We start from the raw sequence: 19,578 nt of genomic DNA, 5'->3' as shown, positions 1-19,578 counted from the left end.
GGGTAATAAATAGTCCAGCGAGTAATTTCGGGAGGACGATAATGACGTCGCGCGCCTATGTTGCCGGGGTCGGCATGATCCCGTTCGTCAAACCCGGCGCCAACGCGCCGTATCACGTGATGGGCGCGGAAGCCGCCAAGCTGGCGCTGGCCGATGCCGGGGTCGATTACGGCCGTGTGCAGCAGGCCTATGTCGGTTACGTCTACGGCGACTCCACCTGCGGGCAACGCGCGCTCTATCCGGTCGGCATGACCGGCATCCCGATCGTCAACGTCAACAACAACTGCTCGACCGGCTCGACCGCGCTGTTCCTGGCGCGGCAGGCGATTGAATCAGGCGCGGCCGATTGCGTGATGGCGCTCGGCTTCGAGCAGATGAAGCCCGGCGCGCTAGGGGCTGTCTTCACCGATCGTCCGAGCGCGTTCGACGATTTCGATGCCGCCGCCGACAAGCTGGTCGATGCGCCCGGCGTGCCGCTGGCGCTGCGTTATTTCGGCGGTGCGGGCCTCAGCCACATGAAGAAGTACGGCACGCCGCTGAGCGCCTTCGCCAAGGTGCGCGCCAAGGCAAGCCGTCATGCCAGAAACAATCCGCTGGCGCTGTTCCGTAAAGAAGTCAGCGCCGACGACGTGATGAACGACCAGGTGATCTGGCCCGGCGTGATGACGCGGCTGATGGCGTGTCCGCCGACCTGCGGCGGCGCCGCCGCGATCCTGGTCTCGGAGAAATTCGCCGAGCAACACGGCCTCAACAAGCAGGTCCGCATCGCGGCGCAAGCGATGACGACGGATACGCCGTCGACCTTCGCGGCCGGCGACATGATGCAGGTGGTCGGCTATGACATGGCGCGCGATGCCGCGAAGAAGGTCTATGAGGCCGCCGGCATCGGGCCTGACGATCTCGACGTCGTCGAGCTGCACGATTGCTTCGCCCACAACGAGCTGATCACTTATGAGGGGCTCGGCCTCTGTCCGGAAGGCGAGGCGGCGCGCTTCGTCGATGACGGCGACAACACCTATGGCGGCAGGATTGTCACCAATCCGTCCGGCGGTCTGCTCTCGAAGGGCCATCCGCTCGGCGCCACCGGCCTTGCGCAATGCTATGAGCTGACGCGGCAGTTGCGCGGCACCGCGGCGGCAACGCAGGTCGAGGGCGCGCGGATCGGGTTGCAGCACAATCTCGGCCTCGGCGGCGCATGCGTCGTAACGCTCTACGAGCGTGCCTGAGGTCCGCATGGTCGAACTGTTCTGCTCGCCGGAATCGAATTACATCAGCGGTCGGGTGATCGTCGCGGGCGGCGGTCTGCTGATTTGATTGCGAGGGCATGATGCAATACCGATCGTCCTGGATGACCGAGGAGCTGGACACCTTCCGTGACCAGTTCCGCAAATTCCTCGCCAAGGATCTGGCGCCGCACGCCGAGACCTGGCGCGCGCAGAAACTGGTCGACCGCTCGGCCTGGCGCGCGCTCGGCGAGATGGGCGCACTGCTGCCGAGCGTACCGGAAGCCTATGGCGGCCTCGGCACCACCTTTGCCTACGACGCCGCCGTGCTCGACGATCTCGAGAGCACGGTGCCGGAGCTGACCACCGGGGTCTCCGTGCACAGCGCGATCGTCGCCCACTACATCCTCAACTACGGTTCGGAGGAGCAGAAGAAGCGCTGGCTGCCCAAGATGGCGTCCGGCGAGATGGTCGGCGCCATCGCGATGACCGAGCCTGGCACCGGCTCGGATTTGCAGAGCGTCAAGACCACGGCGAGGAAGCAGGGCAATTCCTACGTCATCAACGGCCAGAAGACCTTCATCACCAACGGCCAGGCTGCCGATCTCGTCGTCGTGGTCGCGCGCACCGGCGGTCCGGGCGCCAAGGGGCTGTCGCTGATCGTGGTCGAGACCGCAGGCGCGGAAGGCTATCGGCGCGGCCGCAACCTCGACAAGATTGGCCTGCACGCCTCCGACACCTCCGAATTGTTCTTCGACAATGTCGTGGTGCCGCCGGAGAACCTGCTCGGAAGCGAGGAGGGCAACGGCTTCGTGCAGTTGATGCAGCAACTGCCGCAAGAGCGGCTGTCGCTCGCGATCGGCGCCGTCGCCTCGATGGAGCGCGCGGTGAAGATCACCGCCGAGTACACCAAGGAGCGTAACGCGTTCGGCAAGCCGCTGCTCGAGTTCCAGAATACCGCCTTCAAGCTGGCCGAGCGCAAGACCGAGGCGATGATCGCCCGCGTCTTTGTCGACTGGTGCGTCGAGCGCCTGGTTGCCGGCGATCTCGATACGGTGACGGCCTCGATGGCGAAATGGTGGTGCTCGCAGAAGCAGGTCGAGACCGCGGACGAATGCCTCCAGCTTCACGGCGGCTACGGCTACATGCAGGAATATCCGATCTCGCGGATGTTCATCGATTCCCGCATCCAGAAGATCTACGGCGGCACCAACGAGATCATGAAGCTCCTGATCGCGCGCTCGCTGTGAGGCTGGCAACCGTCCTGCTGCGTCACAAGCGCCATAACCCCTCATCCTGAGGAGCCGCGAAGCGGCGTCTCGAAGGATGCAGGCCGAAGGCGGGACCTCATGGTTCGAGACGCGCGTTCCGCGCTCCTCACTATGAGTGGCAACGCGGCGTCCGCAGACGTGCTGGGCCGATCGGGCAGCAACCGCCCGTTCTGCGGAAATCGGTGACGCCGCCGCGCTGTCCTTTCCCTGTCGCATGGCTCGTCGTTGCCGCGGTCTCCCGCGGCGACTTCGGCCTTGCGCCGTATTTCCGTCTATCATACCCCGTTCGGAGCAATCCGCGCGACGCCTCGACACGCGCCACTATCCGTTAGGGAGCCCTCATGACCAAAAGCAATGCCCGCACCGGAGGCCAGATTCTGATCGACCAACTGGTCGCGCAAGGGGTGGAGCGCGTTACCTGCGTGCCGGGCGAGAGCTATCTCGCGGCGCTGGACGCCCTGCATGACAGCTCGATCGATGTGGTGATCTGTCGCGCTGAAGGCGGGGCGGCGATGATGGCGGAGGCCTATGGCAAGCTCACCGGACGTCCGGGCATCTGCTTCGTGACCCGTGGCCCCGGCTCGACCAATGCCGCCCATGGCGTGCACATCGCGATGCAGGACTCGACCCCGATGATCCTGTTCGTCGGCCAGGTCGACACCGGCATGCGCGAGCGCGAGGCGTTCCAGGAACTCGACTACAAGGCGGTATTCGGCACCATGGCGAAATGGGCGGTCGAGATCGATCGCCCCGACCGCATCCCGGAACTGGTGGCGCGCGCCTTCCGTGTCGCGTTGCAGGGCCGCCCCGGTCCTGTCGTGATCTCGCTGCCCGAGAACATGCTCACCGAGACCGCGGCGGTCGCCGATGCGCCGCGCGTCGAGCCCGCCGCAACCTGGCCGGCGCCGTCAGACCTCGAACGCCTCGGTGCGATGCTGGACTCGGCCAAGGCGCCGATCGTCGTGCTCGGCGGCTCCGCCTGGACGGTCGACGCGGCCAAGGGCATTGCGCGCTTTGCCGAACGGTTCGATCTGCCGGTCGCGACCTCGTTCCGCCGCGCCTCGTTGTTCGACGCCGACCACTCGCATTATGCGGGCGACCTCGGCATTGGCCCCAGCCCGAAGCTGAAGGACCGCATCACCGGTGCCGACGTGATCCTGCTGATCGGCGGCCGCATGTCGGAAATGCCGTCGTCGTCCTACACGTTGCTCGACATTCCCGTTCCGCAGCAGAAGCTGATTCACGTCCATCCCGGCTCCGACGAGCTCGGCCGCGTCTATCAGCCGGCGCTCGCGATCCAGGCCACGCCGGCCGCCTTCGCCGCCGCGGTCGAGGCCATGAAGCCATCGGCAACGCCGGCCTGGAAGGGTGAGGCGACGAAGGCCCATGCGGACTATCTCGCCTGGACCGAGAAGCCGCGCGAATTGCCCGGTAACTTTCAGTACGGCCAGGTCGTCACCTGGCTGCGCGACCGGCTGCCGAAGGACGCGATCATCTGCAACGGCGCCGGCAATTACGCCGGCTGGCTGCATCGCCACCATCGCTTCCACGCGTTCGCGGCCCAGCTTGCGCCGACCTCGGGCTCGATGGGCTACGGCGTGCCGGCCGCCGTCATGGCCAAGCGGCACTATCCGGATCGCGTCGTCGTGGCGTTCGCCGGTGACGGCTGCTTCCTCATGAACGGGCAGGAGTTCGCCACCGCGGTTCAGTATGATGCGCCGCTGATCGTCGTCATCATCGACAACGCGCAATACGGCACCATCCGCATGCATCAGGAGCGCGATTATCCCGGCCGCGTCGTCGGCACCCAACTGAAGAACCCGGACTTCGCGCTTTACGCCAAGGCATTCGGCGGTCATGGCGAACGTGTCGAGCGCACCGAGGACTTTGCGCCGGCGTTCGAGCGCGCGCTGGCCTCCGGCAAGCCCGCGATCCTGCATTGCCTGGTCGATCAGCGCGCGCTGTCGGTCGGCAAGGATTTTGTGCCGCAGCAGGCCGCGCGCTGATGGCCCAGCCTGCCGGCCGTCACGTTGCGATCATCGGCGCCGGCGCGGTCGGCGTGATCAGTGCCATCGAGGCATTGCGCGAGGGGCATCGCGTCACGCTGATCGATCCGGGCGAGCCCGGAGGTGAGCAGGCGGCAAGCTATGGCAATGCCGGCTGGCTGTCGTCGCATTCGGTGATTCCGCCGGCCGAGCCCGGCACCTGGAAAAAGGTCCCGGGCTATCTGATGGACCCGCTCGGGCCGCTGGCGATCCGCTGGTCTTATCTGCCGAAGGCATTGCCCTGGCTCGTCAAGTATCTGCTGTCGAGCTGGACCGAGGCGCAGGTCGAGGCCACCGCGCGCGCGATGCGCGATCTGCTCAAGGACGCGCCGCTGCTGCACCGGCAGCTCGCGGAGGAGGCCGGTGTCCCCGAACTGATCGAGCGGCGCGGGGTGATGCACGTATTTCCGTCCCGCGCGCCGTTCGACCGCGATCTCGGCTGGCGTATCCGCAAGCGTGTCGGCATCGAATGGCTGGAGCTCGATGAGGACGAGATGCGCCAGCGCGAGCCCGATCTCGACTCGCGCTACAAATTCGGCGTCGTGGTGGAGGAGGCCGGGCGTTGCCGCGATCCTGGGGCTTATGTCGCAGCGCTCGCCAGTCATGCGATCGCGAACGGCGCCGTCCGCGTCGCGGCTAAGGCGACCGGCCTGAAGCTCGAAGGCGGCAAGCTCGTCGCCGTCGTCACCGAGTGCGGCGAGATCGCCTGCGATGCTGCAGTCGTCGCCGCCGGCGCGCGCTCGAAGCAGCTCACCGCATCGATCGGCGATCCGCTGCCGCTTGAGACAGAGCGCGGCTATCACGTCATGATCGAGCATCCGGAGTCGGGACCGCGCACTTCGATGATGGCCTCCGACGCCAAGATGGTCGTCAACTGGACCGACAAGGGCCTGCGCGCCGCCGGCACCGTCGAGATCGCAGGGTTGGACGCCGAGCCGAACTGGAAGCGCGCCGAGATCCTGCGCGACAATCTGCTCGGCATGTTTCCGAAGCTGCCCAAGACTATTCCCGCATCACGCATCAAGACCTGGTTCGGCTACCGCCCCAGCATGCCCGATGGACGGCCCTGCATCGGCTATGCGCGCGCCACCCGCGACGTCGTGTACGCGTTCGGTCACGGTCATGTCGGTCTGGTCGGCTCGGCGCGCACCGGCCGGCTCGTCGCGCAATTGTTGAGCGGCAAGCAGCCGGAGATCGAGCTTCAGCCGTTCGCGCCGTCGCGGTTTCTGTAGCCGTGGCGCGCCGCGATGGCGGCCGGCGCGATCACGTGCCTTCGCCGGTGCGGGTTGATCGTCGGCGATGCTTGACGTCTTCCGTTTGATCGAGCAGGGCCGCGGAACGCCTGCGGACGCGATCGTGCTGTACTGCTTACGCCGTGCTGTCGGGAAGCGGCATGGGCTTGGGTTGATCGACTCGCCGGGGCTTCGGTTCTCCTCTCCGTAGGGAGAGGTGACCTCCGATGCTGTTTCAGGTCGATCTCATTCCGTCATGCTCTAGCGGCGATCGAGTATCTGCCTGACCCGCAAGGCAAGCTTGGCTTGGGAGACCGGCTTCTCCAGAAGGTCGACGCCCTGGTCCAGCCTGCCATGATGTATCACCGCGTTGTGCGAGTAGCCCGTCATGTAGAGGATCTTTAGTCCAGGCCGCATCTCTGCAGCCCGTTTGCCCAACTCGCGACCGTTCATGCCCGGCATCACCACGTCGGTCAGAAGGAGGTCGATATGCGGTTGCTCCTGCAGCAGGACGGTCAGTGCGGCCTGTGCGCTCGCGGCCGCCAGCACGTGATAGTTCAACTCGCGCAATAACTCGCTGATATAGGTGCGAAGATCCTCGTCGTCTTCGACGACCAGAATTGTCTCGACCTTGTTCCCTTCCGCCTCGGCGACCGGCTGGTCGATGTCCTGCTCGACAGCAGGGCCACGGTAACGAGGGAAATACATCTTGACGTTGGTGCCGTAGCCGAGCTCGCTGTAGATCTTGATATGGCCGCCCGACTGCTTCGCAAAGCCATACACTTGGCTGAGGCCGAGACCCGTGCCCTGTCCGATCTCCTTGGTCGTGAAGAACGGCTCGAAGGCATGGCTCAGGATATCCGGGCTCATGCCGAGACCTGTGTCCGTCACACTGATCACCACATATTGCCCCGGCCTGAGTTCGGGATTGCGCAGGCAATACTCATGATCGGCGGATACGTTCACCGCCTCGATCGTCAGTTTACCGCCGTCCGGCATCGCGTCCCGAGCATTGATCGCAAGGTTCAGCATGGCGGACTCCAAATGGTTTGCGTCCGCCTCGATCTGCCAAAGCCCGGCGCTGCCGACGGTCTGCACCTCGACGCGCTCGCCGAGGGTCCGTTGCAGAAAGTCCTGCAATCCGTTGAGGAAGTTGTTCAGTTCGATCGGTTTCGGGGCAAGAGCCTGCCGCCGCGAGAAGGCGAGCAGGCGGCTCGTCAGGCTCGCGGCGCGTTGGGCGCCGCGCTTTGCGTGGGATAGAGCGCGCTGAAAATTGACGTTCGTGGCAAGCTGCCTGCCGTGCCGCTCCATCGTTTCAAGATTGCCGATCACGATCATCAGCAAGTTGTTGAAGTCGTGCGCGACGCCCCCGCTGAGCTGTCCGACCGCTTCGAGCTTCTGCGAGGCGAGCAACTGGTCCTGGATCTTGGCCAGCGCTTGCTGTGCGTTCCGGCGCTCGCTGATATCGCGGGTCACTTTGGCAAACCCGACCAGTGCCCCGCTTTCGTCCACGATCCTGTCGATGACCACAGACGCCCAGAACTTCGAGCCGTCCTTGCGGACACGCCATCCCTCGGCTTCGAACCGGCCATGTTGCCTTGCTTCCTCGAGTGCGCGGTGAGGCACGCGATTTGCGCGATCCTCCTCTGTGTAGAACCGCGAGAAGTGTTGGCCGATGATCTCCTCCGGTGCGTAGCCCTTGATCCGCTCGGCGCCGGCGTTCCAGGTGACGACGACGCCAGCGGCATCGAGCTGGAAAATGGCGTAGTCAACGACCGCTTCGATCAGCCGGCGATAGCGCTGTTCGCTGTGCAGCAGGGCTTGGGTGGCTTCTTGACGTTCGGTGACGTCGCGCGTGACCTTGGCGAATCCGACCAGCGACCCGTCGCGATTCTTCACGGCCTCGATCACCACCGTTGCCCAGAACCGGCTTCCATCCTTGCGGACGCGCCAGCCTTCGGTGGTAAAGCGTCCTTGCTCGGTGGCGATCGTCAACGCCTTCTGCGGCAGCCCGGCGGCTTGGTCCTCCGAGGTGTAGAAGATCGAGAAGGGACGGCCGATGATCTCGTCGGCGGCATATCCCTTCAGTCGGGTGGCGCCGGAATTCCAGCTCGCGACTGTGCCGTCCGGCTCAAGCAAATAGATTGCATAGTCAACGATGGCGTCGATCAGCAGCTGCAGCCGCTGACCCTCCGTAATATCTACCATGTCTGGATTCATTCGGAGATCGCCGATCAGGCCGCCCTTGTTGATTTCGATGACGTGTCACCCGGGTTCACCAACGCCCAGCAGATTCAATCGGTTCCTGCGCCGAAGCGACGCGCGAATTTTGGAACCAATGGGATGCTTTCGCATTGCAGGACGCATGAACTGCATCTCGTGCAATGCGCCGATGGTCAGCGACGGAGCTTCGGGTTTCCGCTGCGTCAAGTGCCGGGTCTTCATCCTGTTTTTCAAACTCGATCTTGATGCCGCTATTCTGGGAGGACTTCGCCACGGAGAACCTCCCTGGGTGTCGACGGCGATGCAGCATACCGCGGTGCGGATTCCCGATAGCGCGCAAATGCAATCCTCGAGCGATTGATCGGCGAGCCCGCGGCGGCGCCCCGGGCAACTCAATTCTACTTCACGGATTTTCTTCGGTGCCCAGTGCCTGCGTGGGTGCGATCGGCACTCGGCTTTCCCTGCGCACCCTGCTTTCAGAGCGGCGAAACGACATGCAAAGCTCGGACAAATCATGTCACGAGAACGCGAGACTTTACCCAAATGCCAACCCCCTGCGTCACTGCGAGCGAAGCGAAGCAATTCATCCCTCCGCATGCGCGGATCGATGGATTGGTTCGTCGCGGAGCCTGCCATCGGACGTGTTCGCGCGACCCGTTGGCTCCCCGCAATGACGGCGTGAGACGTCGAGCGAAACTATTCTCACCGTCGTCCCAGCCTGCGCCGGGACGACGGTGAAATGGCGTGCTTCTCTACGACCCGATCTTCACCACCATCTTGCCCAGCGCGGCGCGGGTCTGCATGGTCTTGAACGCGGCGCGGAAGTCATCGAATGCGAAGACCTTGCCGACAACGGGCGTCAGCCTGCCATCGTTCAGCCAGGCCGACAATTGCATCATCACGCGCGCTTGTGCGTCCGGTTCGCGGCGCGCGATCTGGGCCGCGTCGACGCCGATCAACAGGCCGCCTTTCAGCAGCGGCAGGTTGAACGGCAGCGCGGGGATGCTGCCGGCGGCAAATCCCACCACGAGATGACGGCCGTTCCAGGCGATCGAACGGAAGGCCTGCACGGAGACCTCGCCACCGACGGGGTCGAAGATCACGTCTGGGCCGTGGCCGCCGGTCGCCTCTTTCAGCGCATCGCGCCAGTCTGACGTCGTGTAGTCGACGACGGCATCGGCGCCGAATCTTGCGGCGAAGTTGCGCTTCTCTTCGGTCGAGGCCGCGGCGATGACGCGCGCGCCGAGCAGCTTGCCGATCTGGATCGCGGCAATCCCGGTGCCGCCGGCGGCACCGAGAACGAGCAATTGCTCGCCGGCGCGCAGCCGGCCGCGTTCGCCGAGCGCGTAGAGCGCAGTGAGGTAGTTGGTGCGGAAGGCGGCGCCGGCTTCCATCGACAGCCCGTCGGGCATGATCTCGACAGCGGCGGCCGGCACGACAATCTGCTCGGCGAGTGCGCCCGAGCGTGCCGCGCCCATCACCCGGATGCCCGGCGCAATGCCGGTGACGCCGTCGGCGACGGCATCGACCACGCCGGCGAATTCGGCGCCGGGCGTGAAGGGCAGGGGATCCTTGGTCTGGTAGCGGCCCTCGACCTTCAGTCCATCGACGAAGCCGATGCTCGCGGCCTGCACCCGGACCCGGATCTGCCCCGGCCCAGGTTCGGGCGCGGCGAGCTCCGTCAGTCCGATCTGGTCAATGGGCGCATATTGCTCGACGACGACCGCCTTCATCCTGTTCTGCTCGCTGGTTCGTTTCCTCTGATGGGAGAAGCTATGTCATGTCCGTTGTTCTACGGGGAGGCCTTTTGCGCATGCCGTGACGGTCGTTGCGGAAAGCCAGCATCTTCAACGACATCACGAGAAGAGGCGGATTTACCCGTTGTTATCCCTACCGAATTCAGTAACGCGTCCTTAATGGCAGCAACGCTAGGGTTTTTCCACGCGGCCCGCGTTGGGCTGCGGGCCGTCCAGGACAGGCGGCTGTCGCGTTCGCGTTGGAGTCTCCGATGGATATCATGACAGGCGCCGGGCTGTTGGCTGGCACGATTGTCATTTCGGTCATGATGTTCATGGGCGGCGACCTGCACATGTTCATTTCCGAGCACGCCATCATCATCATCTTCGGCGGCTCGATCTCGGCGACCATGATCCGCTTCCCGCTCGGCGTGATGCTGCATGGCCTGCCGCTCGGCGCAAAATATGCTTTCACCATGAGCCGGCTGTCGGCCCGCGACCTCGTCGACGAGCTCGCCCGCATCGCCGAGATCGCTCGCAAGCAGGGCCCGGTCGGTCTTGAAAAGGTCGAGACCGACGAGCCGTTCCTCGCCAAGGGAATCCGTTATGTCGCCGATGGTTACGACCTCGAATTCATCCGCGACAACATGGAACGCGATCGCGACAATTTCCTGATGCACCTCGACGAGGGCAGCAAGATCTACCGCGCGATCGGCGACTGCGCGCCGGCCTTCGGCATGATCGGCACGCTGATCGGCATGGTGCAGATGTTCGCCAACATGACCGACCCCTCCAAGCTCGGCCCGTTCATGGCCACCGCGCTGCTCGCGACGCTGTACGGCGCGCTGGTCGCCAACCTGTTCTGCCTGCCGATCGCCGACAAGCTGCACGGCAAGTTGCTCGACGAGGAGACCAACCGCACGCTGATCATCGACGGCATCCTGATGATCCGCGACTCCAAGAGCCCGGCGCTGGTCCGTGAAATGCTGCTGGCCTATCTGCCGGAGAAGCATCGCCAGGAGGAGGGTGAGCCCGTTCCGGCTTGACGGTCCGGACCGACGCTCTCGGGACAGCAGCGATGGCAAAGAAGAAGCGCGGCGACGCCCACACCGGAGGTCACGGCTGGTTCGTGACCTTCGCCGACCTGATGGGACTGATGATGAGCTTCTTCGTGATGCTCGTCGCCTTCTCCACCATGGACAACAACAAGCTGAAGATCGTCGCCGGCTCGATGCGCGATGCCTTCGGCGTGCAGAGCAACGTGCGCTATTCCGGTATCGTCGAGTCCGATGGCCTGCCGACGCGGCCGAAGCTGAAGAATGTCGACCACATCTCGCCGGAGGAGTCCTCCGCCAATCCGACTCCGGACGAGAAGGAGCGCAGTCAGATCAACGGCGCACGGCTGAAGATCGACCGCGAGTTCGCGCTGGCCTCCGCTTCGCTGAGGCAGGCGCTGCAGGACATGCCGGAGCTGACCGAGATCTCCAAGAACATCATGTTCGAGGAGACGAAAGAGGGACTCAACCTCGAGATCGTCGACCAGGATGGCCGCTCGATGTTCGCCGACGGCTCCAGGGAGCCGTATGACCGCACCCGCCGGCTGATCCAGAAGCTCGCCGCGCCGCTGAAGGCGACGCCGCTCCGGATTGCGATCGTAGGACATACTGCCGCAGGTTTCGTGCCTGCGCGCAGCGATTACGACGGCTTCGACCTGTCGGCGGACCGCGCCAATGCGGTGCGCCAGATCCTGGAGCGGGAAGGATTGCCGCCGTCCCATATTTTCGCGGTTTCCGGCAAGGCTGACGGCGAACCGCTGTTTCCCGACGATCCAACGCTTCCCGCCAATCGTCGCGTGACCATCACGTTAATGCGCGAAAATCCGCCGTTGCCGCCGGACTTGAAACCGTAAATCTGAGGTATCATGTTGCTGTAGACGCGGCTGTGTTGCTCTGTTGACACGCGCGACGGAAGCGTCGATAGCCGCGCGGATCAAATCAACCGATCGAGCGTTCCAACCTCGCCATGGCTGTCAGCGTCTCATCCACCGAAGCCCAAGAGGGGCAAGGCACCTCGGGCTTCTGGGCCCTGACGTTGGGCAGCATTGGCGTGGTGTTCGGCGACATCGGAACTTCGCCACTCTACGCATTCCGCGAGGCGGTCGGCGGCGCCGCGCACGGGCAGCCGGTCACCCGCATCATGGTGCTCGGCGTGCTCAGCCTGATTCTGTGGGCGCTGTTCACCGTCGTCACCGCGAAATACGTGCTGCTGCTGCTGCGCGCCGACAATAACGGTGAGGGCGGCACGCTGTCCTTGATGGCGCTCGGCCAGCGCGCGATCGGAAGCCGGAGTTGGCCGCTGCTGGTGCTCGGCGTGATCGGCGCCTCGATGTTCATCGGCGATTCCATGATCACGCCGGCCATCTCGGTGCTGTCGGCAGTCGAAGGCCTTAAGCTTGCCACCCCGCATCTCGAGCACTATGTGGTGCCGCTGACGATCGTGATTCTCGTCCTGCTGTTCTCGGTGCAGAGCAGCGGCACCGCGCGGGTCGCCTCCGCCTTCGGGCCGGTGATGGTGGTGTGGTTCGCCACGCTGGCGGCGATGGGGCTCGCGCATATCTCCGACAATCCGTCGGTGCTGGCGGCGATCAATCCGTACTACGCGGTCCAGTTCGTGCTGACCCACGGCACCATCGGCCTGGTGACACTGGGCGCGGTGTTCCTCGCGGTGACCGGCGGCGAGGCGCTGTACGCCGACCTCGGGCATTTCGGGCGCAAGCCGATCCAGTCCGGCTGGCTGTTCTTCGTGCTGCCGTCGCTGCTGCTGAACTATTTCGGGCAGGGCGCGCTGGTGCTGTCCGACCCGGCCGCGATCGAGAACTCGTTCTACCGGATGGTGCCGGATGTGCTGCTGCTGCCGCTGGTGGTGCTCGCGACGGTAGCGACCGTGATCGCAAGCCAGGCCGTCATCACCGGCGCCTATTCGCTGATCAGCCAGGCGGTGCAACTCGGGCTGCTGCCGCGCTTCGAGGTCCGCTACACCTCGGAGACCCATGCCGGCCAGATCTATTTGCCGCGCGTCAACCGCCTGCTGCTGATCGGCGTGCTGCTGCTGGTGCTGCTGTTCCGGACCTCGAGCGGGCTCGCCTCCGCTTACGGCATCGCGGTCTCCACGACTATGGTCGCCGACGGCATCATGGGCTTCATCGTGATCTGGAAATTGTGGAATTGGCGCATGGCGTCGGCGGCAGCGTTGATCCTGCCGTTCGTGATCATCGATATGACCTTCTTCAGCGCCAACCTGCTGAAGCTGCTCGAGGGCGCCTGGGTGCCGCTGCTGTTCGGCGCGACTGTCGCGATCATGATCTGGACCTGGCTGCGCGGCGCCGCGATCCTGGTGGCGAAGACCCGCCGCACCGAGGTGCCGCTGCGCGATCTGATCCACAGCCTGGAGAAGCGGCCGCCCCATGTCGTGAAAGGCACGGCGGTATTCCTCACCAGCGACCCGAACTTCGTGCCGACCGCGCTGCTGCACAATCTCAAGCACAACAAGGTGCTGCACGAGCACAACGTGATCCTAACCATCGAGACCGCGCCGACGCCGCGCGTTGATCTCTCCGAGCGGGTGAACATGGAGAAGATCAGTGACAAGTTTTCTACCGTGCGGCTGCGCTTTGGCTACATGGAGTCGCCGAACGTGCCGAAGGCGCTGGCGATCGCCCGCAAGCTCGGCTGGCAGTTCGACATCATGGCGACCTCGTTCTTCGTGTCGCGCCGTTCGTTGAAGCCGGCGGCGCAATCCGGCATGCCGCAGTGGCAGGATCACCTGTTCATTGCGATGAGCCGGTCGGCCAACGATGCCACCGACTATTTCCAGATCCCCACCGGACGGGTCGTTGAAGTCGGTACTCAGGTAACTATCTGATGCTGCTATAGTAATCGGAGATAAACGCGCACCGATCCATGCATGAAATGCATAGCCGGGGCCTGAATCCGGGCTAACCTATGCATTCCGGCCGGGAGTATAGCCCCCGCCTTGTATTGTGCGGTGCGGTAGAAGGTAGAGGCACGGCTTCCCATGTCATCCGAGAGTGCGATCACCGCGGCGGAAACGCCCGCGGCCAATGGGCATGGCGAGGCGCATTCGACTGCGGGCTTCAAGGCGCTGATGCTCGGCAGCATCGGTGTCGTCTATGGCGACATCGGCACCAGCCCGCTGTACGCGTTACGCGAGGCTGTCGTCGCGGCGAGCGGCGGTGAAGCGGGTGTGACCGCCCATGCTGTGCTCGGCGTGATCTCGCTGATCCTGTGGGCGCTGATCATCGTCGTCACGCTGAAATACGTCGTGATCCTGCTCCGGGCCGACAACAACGGCGAGGGCGGGACGCTGGCGCTGATGGCGCTGGCGCAACGTGCCGCGACCAGGGGCGGCGCCGTGATCGTGCTGCTCGGCATCATCAGCGGCGCATTGTTCTACGGCGACGCCGTCATCACCCCGGCGCTCTCGGTATTGTCGGCGATCGAAGGCATCAAGCTCGTCACCGCGACCTTCGATCCCTATGTCGTTCCGATCACGGTGATCATCCTGGTCGTGCTGTTCTCGGTGCAGTCGCGCGGCACGGCCCGCGTCGCGGCGTTCTTCGGCCCGGTGATGTGCGTGTGGTTCGCGCTGATTGCGATCGCGGCGCTGCCGCAGATCGTGCGGCATCCGGAAGTCTTGTACGCTTTCAATCCGGCCCTCGCGGTGTCGTTCATGCTGCATCACGGCGTGATCGGCTTCATCACACTCGGCGCGGTCTTCCTTGCCGTGACCGGCGCCGAGGCGCTCTATGCCGATCTCGGGCATTTCGGCAAACGCCCGATCCAGACCGCCTGGCTGTTCATCGTGCTGCCGTCGCTGGCGCTGAACTATCTGGGGCAGGGGGCGCTTCTGATCGGCAACCCCAAGGGGATCGAAAACCCGTTCTTCCTGATGTTCCCGGACTGGGCGCTGATCCCCATGGTCGCGCTTGCAACGATAGCGACGGTGATCGCGAGCCAGGCGGTTATCACCGGTGCCTATTCGCTGACGCGCCAGGCGATCCAGTTGGGCCTGCTGCCGCGGTTCGAAATCCGCCACACCTCGGAAGCGCATTCCGGGCAGATCTATATGCCGCGCATCAACCGCATGCTGTTCATCGCGGTCATCGTGCTGGTCCTGATGTTCCGTTCGTCAAGCGCGCTCGCCTCGGCCTATGGCATCTCCGTGACCGGCACCATGGTGGTGACGGCGATGATGGGCTTTGTCGTGATCTGGCGGGTCTGGAGGTGGTCACCGATTGCGGCCGCCGCGCTGGTCGCGCCGTTCCTGTTCCTCGATCTCACTTTCCTTGCGGCCAACCTCCTGAAGGTATTCGAGGGCGGCTGGGTGCCGTTGGCGCTCGGCGGCGCCATGATCATCGTGATGTACACCTGGCGTCACGGTAGCCGGCTGTTGTTCGAGAAGTCGCGCAAGCTGGAATTCCCGCTCGCCGATCTCGTCGCGATGCTGGAAAAGCGGCCGCCGCAGCGGGTCTCCGGCACTGCCGTGTTCCTGACCAGCGATCCCGTCAGCGCGCCGACCGCGCTGATGCACAGCCTCAAGCACTACAAGGTGCTGCACGAGAAGAACGTCATCCTCACCATCGAAACCGCGCCGACGCCGCGCATCGATCCTTCCGAGCGGGTTCGGATGGAGCAACTGAGCGAAACCTTCTCCAAGGTGACGCTGAAGTTCGGCTTCATGGAATCGCCGAACGTGCCGAAGACGCTGGCGATCGCTCGCAAGCTCGGCTGGCAGTTCGACATCATGTCGACGTCGTTCTTCCTGTCCCGCCGCGCGCTGAAGCCGGCCGCCCATTCCGGCATGCCGCGCTGGCAGGACCATCTGTTCATTGCCTTGAGCCGCGCGTCCAACGATGCCACCGACTATTTCCAGATCCCGACCGGGCGGGTGGTCGAGGTCGGCACCCAGGTCACGATCTAGCTCAACGCAGGGCCGTAACCCGTTTTGGGCGCTTGATTTTCTCAGCGCGAGAGGCGACTTTGCGGCCCGGACCGGCGGGGCGCGCAGCCGGCCATTCTGATGTCGGGAGGATTTTTCCGTGGCGGACCACAAGGTGCAAGATTTGTTTCCGGACGAGGTGTCGAAGGGCGTAGCGGAAGGTCGCTATCTCCTGGTCGACGTCCGCGAGCCGAATGAGGTCGCCGTCGAGGCCTATCCCGATGGTGTTGTCGTGCCGCTGTCGACCTTCGACCCGGGCGCGATTCCGGACCCACAGGGCAAGCAAGTGGTGTTTGCCTGCCGCTCCGGCAAACGCTCGGTGACAGCCTCGCTAGCCGCCCAGGCGGCCGGCCTGCCTTACGACAAGCATCTGGCCGGCGGCATCATCGGCTGGAAGGCTGCGGGATTGCCCACCAGGACGGGCGGCTGATCCTCGACATGACCTCCATGAACAAGGTCTTCGCAGACCTTCCAGTCACGATCTTCGAGGCGATGTCGCAGGCCGCCCGCGACAACAACGCCATCAATCTCGGACAAGGCTTTCCCGACGATCCCGGGCCGGAGGATATCCGCCGCGCCGCCGCGGACGCTTCGGTAAATGGTTACAACCAGTATCCGTCGATGATGGGCATTCCGGAGCTCCGTCAGGCGATCGCCTCGCACTACGGCCGCTGGCATGGCCTCGCGCTCGATCCAATGACCGAGGTGATGGTGACGTCAGGGGGCACCGAAGCGCTGACCTCCGCGATCCTCGCCGTCGTCGAGCCCGGCGACGAAGTGATCGTGTTTCAGCCGGTCTATGATTCCTATCTGCCGATCATCCGCCAGGCCGGCGGCATTCCGCGGCTGCTGCGTCTCGAGCCGCCGCACTGGCGGCTCAATGAGGACATGCTGAGAAGCGCCTTCAGTCACAAGACAAAGGCGGTACTGTTCAACAACCCGCTCAATCCGGCGGCCGTGGTCTATCCGCGTGAGGACCTCGAACTGCTCGCGCGGTTCTGCCAGGAGTTCGACAGCGTCGCGATCTGCGACGAGGTCTGGGAGCACGTGGTGTTCGACGGACGCGAGCACATCCCGCTGATCACGATCCCGGGCATGCGCGACCGCACGATCAAGGTCGGCAGCGCCGGCAAGATCTTCTCGCTGACGGGATGGAAGATCGGCTTCGTTTGCGCTGCGCCGCCGCTGTTACGGGTCGCAGCGAAGGTGCACCAGTTCCTCACCTTCACGACCGCACCAAATCTTCAGGCGGCCGTGGCCTACGGCCTCAACAAGCCCGACGATTACTTCCTGGACATGCGCAAGGATATGGCGCGGAGCCGGGACCGCCTGACCAAGGGGCTCGAAAGCCTCGGCTTTCCAGTGCTGAAGTCGCAGGGAACCTATTTCCTCACCGTGGACCTGTCGCCGCTCGGCCTCAACGAGACCGACGCGGAGTTCTGTTGGCGTATCGTCAAGGACTACAAGGTGGCGGCGATCCCGGTGTCGGCATTCTACGAACAGGACGCGGTGACCTCGGTCGTGCGTTTTTGTTTCGCCAAGAAGGACGCCACGCTCGATGCGGCGTTGGAGCGTCTGTCGGATGCGGTCCACAGCCGCAGGAGGTAAGCTCGGAATGCGAGAGCAGAGTCGCCGTCACGTGTGCCTGATCGGTGTCGTCGCCGCGGCTTTGCTGTTGTCCGTCTCCGTCCATGCGCAAGAGCGCACGGTCAACTTCTACAACTGGTCGAACTATATCGCGCCCGGGGTTCTGGAGGACTTCACCAAGGAAACCGGCATCAAGGTCGTCTACGACACGTTCGACGCCAACGAGACGCTTGAGACCCGCTTGCTCGCCGGCAGATCGGGCTACGACGTCGTCGTGCCGACCGGCTATTTCCTGCAGCGTCAGATCACTGCGAAGGTGCTTCTGCCGCTGGACAAGTCGAAGCTGCCCAACCTCGCCAATGCGTGGCCCGTGGTGACCAAGCAGCTTGCGACCTATGACCCCGGCAATACGTATGGCGCCAACTACATGTGGGGCACCACCGGCATCGGCTACAACGTCAAGAAGGCGCAGCAGATCCTGGGGCCCGACGCCAAGATCGACAGTTGGGAGATGGTGTTCAAGCCGGAGAACCTCGCCAAGTTCAGGGATTGCGGGATCCACATGCTGGATTCCCCCGACGATATCCTGCCGGCGGCTCTGAACTATCTCGGGCTCGATCCGAATTCGACCAAGCAGGCGGACCTCGAGAAGGCCGCCGAGCTCGTCATGAAGATCCGGCCCTATGTGCGCAAATTCCATTCGTCCGAATATCTCAGCGCGCTGGCCTCGGGCGAAATCTGCTTCGTGGTCGGATGGTCGGGCGACATCATGCAGGCGCGCAGCCGCGCCGCGGAGGCCAAGACCGGCGTCGAGATCGGTTACACGATCCCGAAGGAGGGAGCGCAGATGTTCTTCGACAATCTCGCGATCCCGGCGGACGCGAAGAATGTCGAGGAGGCCTACGCGCTGATCAACTACCTCTACCGGCCGGAGGTCGCGGCGAAGAATTCGAACTTCCTGTCCTACGCCAACGGCAATCTGGCGAGCCAGAAGCTGATCGATCCCAAGATCATCAACGACAGGGATATCTATCCCGACGAGGCGATGCAGAAGCAACTGTTCGTGATTACGGCGCGCGATCCCGCGACCCAGCGGATCATCAACCGGCTGTGGACCCGGGTGAAGACGGGACGGTGACGTTCTCGTCGGCGCGACGTACACCGTCATGTGCGAGGAGCGCTAGCGACGAAGCCATCCATAGTTCGGCAAACGGCCAGATGGATTGCTTCGCGGGGCCTGTCATCGGGCGCGCGTTCGTGCGACCCGTTGGCTCGCAATGACGGTGTCAAAGGTTTAGCCTTATCGCCAGCGCCGGTGCAGCCAGAGCCACTGATCCGGATATTCGCGAACCCAGCCCTCGACGACGTCGGTGACCGCCTGCATCGTGCCCTGGATATCGATCTGGCCGGATGCATCGAACACCGGCTTCACTTCCTCCGACAGTTCGGCACGGAATCGGTTGTTGGGCAGGCGGATGATGCGGGTGCCGTGGATCGGGCAGTCGACCTGGCGGCGCAGACGCGCCAGCAGCGGATTGGCCGTCGTCTTGCGGCCGAAGAAGGTCACCGGAACGCCGTTGGTGAGGTACTGGTCGACCAGCATCGCAACGTGCTGGCCGCTCTGCAGCGCCTGTCCGAGCCGTAGCGGTGCGTTTCGGCCGGCAGGGATCAGCGTTCCCATCTTGACCGCCCTGATGCGCTCGATGGCGCGGTCGGCGGATTCGATATTCGGGCGGCGGAACAGGATCGCGGCATCGAGCCCGTGGGCCACCGCGCCAAGCGCGGGAAGCTCCCAGTTGCCGAGATGAGCGGCGAAGAACAGCGCCGGTTTGCCGTCGTCGCGGAGCTGATCGAACAGCTCCTTGCTGCGAGGCGAGACTTCGATCCGGCTGGACTTCTCCGGGTGATCGATGTCGTAGTCCCAGATGTGATCAAGATGGACGAACTCGGCGCCGAGACGGCCGAGATTATGCCAGACGCCGGCAAGGATCGTCTCGATTTCCTCCGGCGACTTTTCCGGGAACGCCGCCCTGAGGTTCTCGCGGCCGATGCGATCCTCGCGCAACCTGCGGCCAATGAAATGGGCGGCCCGGCCGAAGAAGTCCGCCGTCTTGTCCGGATCGAAATAGCGTGTGGCCCGCAACAGTCCGATCGTCAGCGCGCCGACCGCAGCCTCGGTTATCGGCTTCGCGGCATCGCGAAGGCGCGCCCTGGTGCGAAGGAGCAGGCGGTTCATCGCGCGC

15 protein-coding genes are annotated in these 19,578 nt (G+C 64.2%); 11 read left to right on the top strand and 4 right to left on the bottom strand.

Annotation, left to right across the window (positions count from 1 at the left end; translation table 11 throughout):
- The first annotated feature begins 41 nt into the window (after positions 1 to 41).
- The 4 genes from P6U30_RS22110 (at position 42) to P6U30_RS22095 (ending at position 5,771) form a co-directional block, all read left to right on the top strand.
- On the top strand, positions 42 to 1,226 hold the full coding sequence (locus P6U30_RS22110) for a lipid-transfer protein (RefSeq protein ID WP_407165027.1): 1,185 nt from the start codon (positions 42 to 44) through the stop codon (positions 1,224 to 1,226).
- Between the two features lie 101 nt (positions 1,227 to 1,327).
- Positions 1,328 to 2,473 (top strand): acyl-CoA dehydrogenase family protein, encoded by a 1,146-nt coding sequence (locus tag P6U30_RS22105; RefSeq protein WP_407165026.1) that lies wholly within the window; start codon positions 1,328 to 1,330, stop codon positions 2,471 to 2,473.
- A gap of 362 nt (positions 2,474 to 2,835) precedes the next feature.
- The gene (locus P6U30_RS22100) at positions 2,836 to 4,500 is read left to right on the top strand and encodes a thiamine pyrophosphate-binding protein (RefSeq protein WP_407165025.1); all 1,665 of its coding nucleotides are present in this window, start codon (positions 2,836 to 2,838) and stop codon (positions 4,498 to 4,500) included.
- Positions 4,500 to 5,771, top strand: coding sequence for an NAD(P)/FAD-dependent oxidoreductase (locus tag P6U30_RS22095; protein ID WP_407165024.1), 1,272 nt, complete (start codon positions 4,500 to 4,502; stop codon positions 5,769 to 5,771). Before P6U30_RS22100 ends, P6U30_RS22095 begins: the two co-directional genes overlap by 1 nt.
- Positions 5,772 to 6,032: 261 nt before the next feature.
- On the opposite strand, the gene P6U30_RS22090 is transcribed toward P6U30_RS22095, so the two are convergent.
- The 3 genes from P6U30_RS22090 to P6U30_RS22080 all read right to left on the bottom strand — a co-directional run bounded on the left by P6U30_RS22090 (position 6,033) and on the right by P6U30_RS22080 (position 9,727).
- Positions 6,033 to 7,979 carry a PAS domain S-box protein gene (locus P6U30_RS22090; protein ID WP_407165023.1) on the bottom strand — a complete coding sequence of 649 codons (1,947 nt, stop codon included), beginning with the start codon at positions 7,977 to 7,979 and terminating at the stop codon, positions 6,033 to 6,035.
- Between the two features lie 67 nt (positions 7,980 to 8,046).
- Positions 8,047 to 8,268 (bottom strand): hypothetical protein, encoded by a 222-nt coding sequence (locus tag P6U30_RS22085; RefSeq protein ID WP_407165022.1) that lies wholly within the window; start codon positions 8,266 to 8,268, stop codon positions 8,047 to 8,049.
- 478 nt (positions 8,269 to 8,746) lie between these two features.
- On the bottom strand, positions 8,747 to 9,727 hold the full coding sequence (locus tag P6U30_RS22080) for an NADPH:quinone oxidoreductase family protein (RefSeq protein WP_407165021.1): 981 nt from the start codon (positions 9,725 to 9,727) through the stop codon (positions 8,747 to 8,749).
- A gap of 275 nt (positions 9,728 to 10,002) precedes the next feature.
- Here P6U30_RS22080 and P6U30_RS22075 point away from each other — a divergent pair, with 275 nt between their 5' ends.
- From P6U30_RS22075 to P6U30_RS22045, 7 genes are all read left to right on the top strand, one after another.
- On the top strand, positions 10,003 to 10,776 hold the full coding sequence (locus tag P6U30_RS22075) for a motility protein A (RefSeq protein ID WP_280979499.1): 774 nt from the start codon (positions 10,003 to 10,005) through the stop codon (positions 10,774 to 10,776).
- A gap of 32 nt (positions 10,777 to 10,808) precedes the next feature.
- Positions 10,809 to 11,639: a flagellar motor protein MotB gene (locus P6U30_RS22070; RefSeq protein ID WP_407146906.1), complete on the top strand. Its 831-nt coding sequence runs from the start codon at positions 10,809 to 10,811 to the stop codon at positions 11,637 to 11,639.
- 113 nt (positions 11,640 to 11,752) lie between these two features.
- Positions 11,753 to 13,651 carry a potassium transporter Kup gene (locus tag P6U30_RS22065; protein WP_407165020.1) on the top strand — a complete coding sequence of 633 codons (1,899 nt, stop codon included), beginning with the start codon at positions 11,753 to 11,755 and terminating at the stop codon, positions 13,649 to 13,651.
- 153 nt (positions 13,652 to 13,804) lie between these two features.
- Positions 13,805 to 15,730, top strand: coding sequence for a potassium transporter Kup (locus P6U30_RS22060; RefSeq protein WP_407165019.1), 1,926 nt, complete (start codon positions 13,805 to 13,807; stop codon positions 15,728 to 15,730).
- Between the two features lie 118 nt (positions 15,731 to 15,848).
- On the top strand, positions 15,849 to 16,178 hold the full coding sequence (locus P6U30_RS22055) for a rhodanese-like domain-containing protein (RefSeq protein ID WP_407165018.1): 330 nt from the start codon (positions 15,849 to 15,851) through the stop codon (positions 16,176 to 16,178).
- A gap of 8 nt (positions 16,179 to 16,186) precedes the next feature.
- Entirely contained in the window at positions 16,187 to 17,356 is a 1,170-nt protein-coding gene (locus P6U30_RS22050; RefSeq protein WP_407165017.1) for an aminotransferase, read from the top strand.
- Positions 17,357 to 17,363: 7 nt separating this feature from the next.
- Positions 17,364 to 18,473 carry a polyamine ABC transporter substrate-binding protein gene (locus P6U30_RS22045; RefSeq protein ID WP_407165016.1) on the top strand — a complete coding sequence of 370 codons (1,110 nt, stop codon included), beginning with the start codon at positions 17,364 to 17,366 and terminating at the stop codon, positions 18,471 to 18,473.
- A gap of 162 nt (positions 18,474 to 18,635) precedes the next feature.
- Here the strand turns inward: P6U30_RS22045 and P6U30_RS22040 are convergent, their stop codons facing one another.
- Positions 18,636 to 19,571, bottom strand: coding sequence for a lipid A biosynthesis lauroyl acyltransferase (locus P6U30_RS22040; RefSeq protein WP_407165015.1), 936 nt, complete (start codon positions 19,569 to 19,571; stop codon positions 18,636 to 18,638).
- Positions 19,572 to 19,578: the final 7 nt, after the last annotated feature.

Origin of the sequence: Bradyrhizobium sp. ORS 111 (assembly GCF_045571485.1) — a bacterium.
Classification (GTDB): Bacteria; Pseudomonadota; Alphaproteobacteria; order Rhizobiales; family Xanthobacteraceae; genus Bradyrhizobium.
The sequence above is the reverse complement of the archived record's forward strand: the minus strand, read 5'-3'. Positions and strand labels throughout refer to the sequence as shown.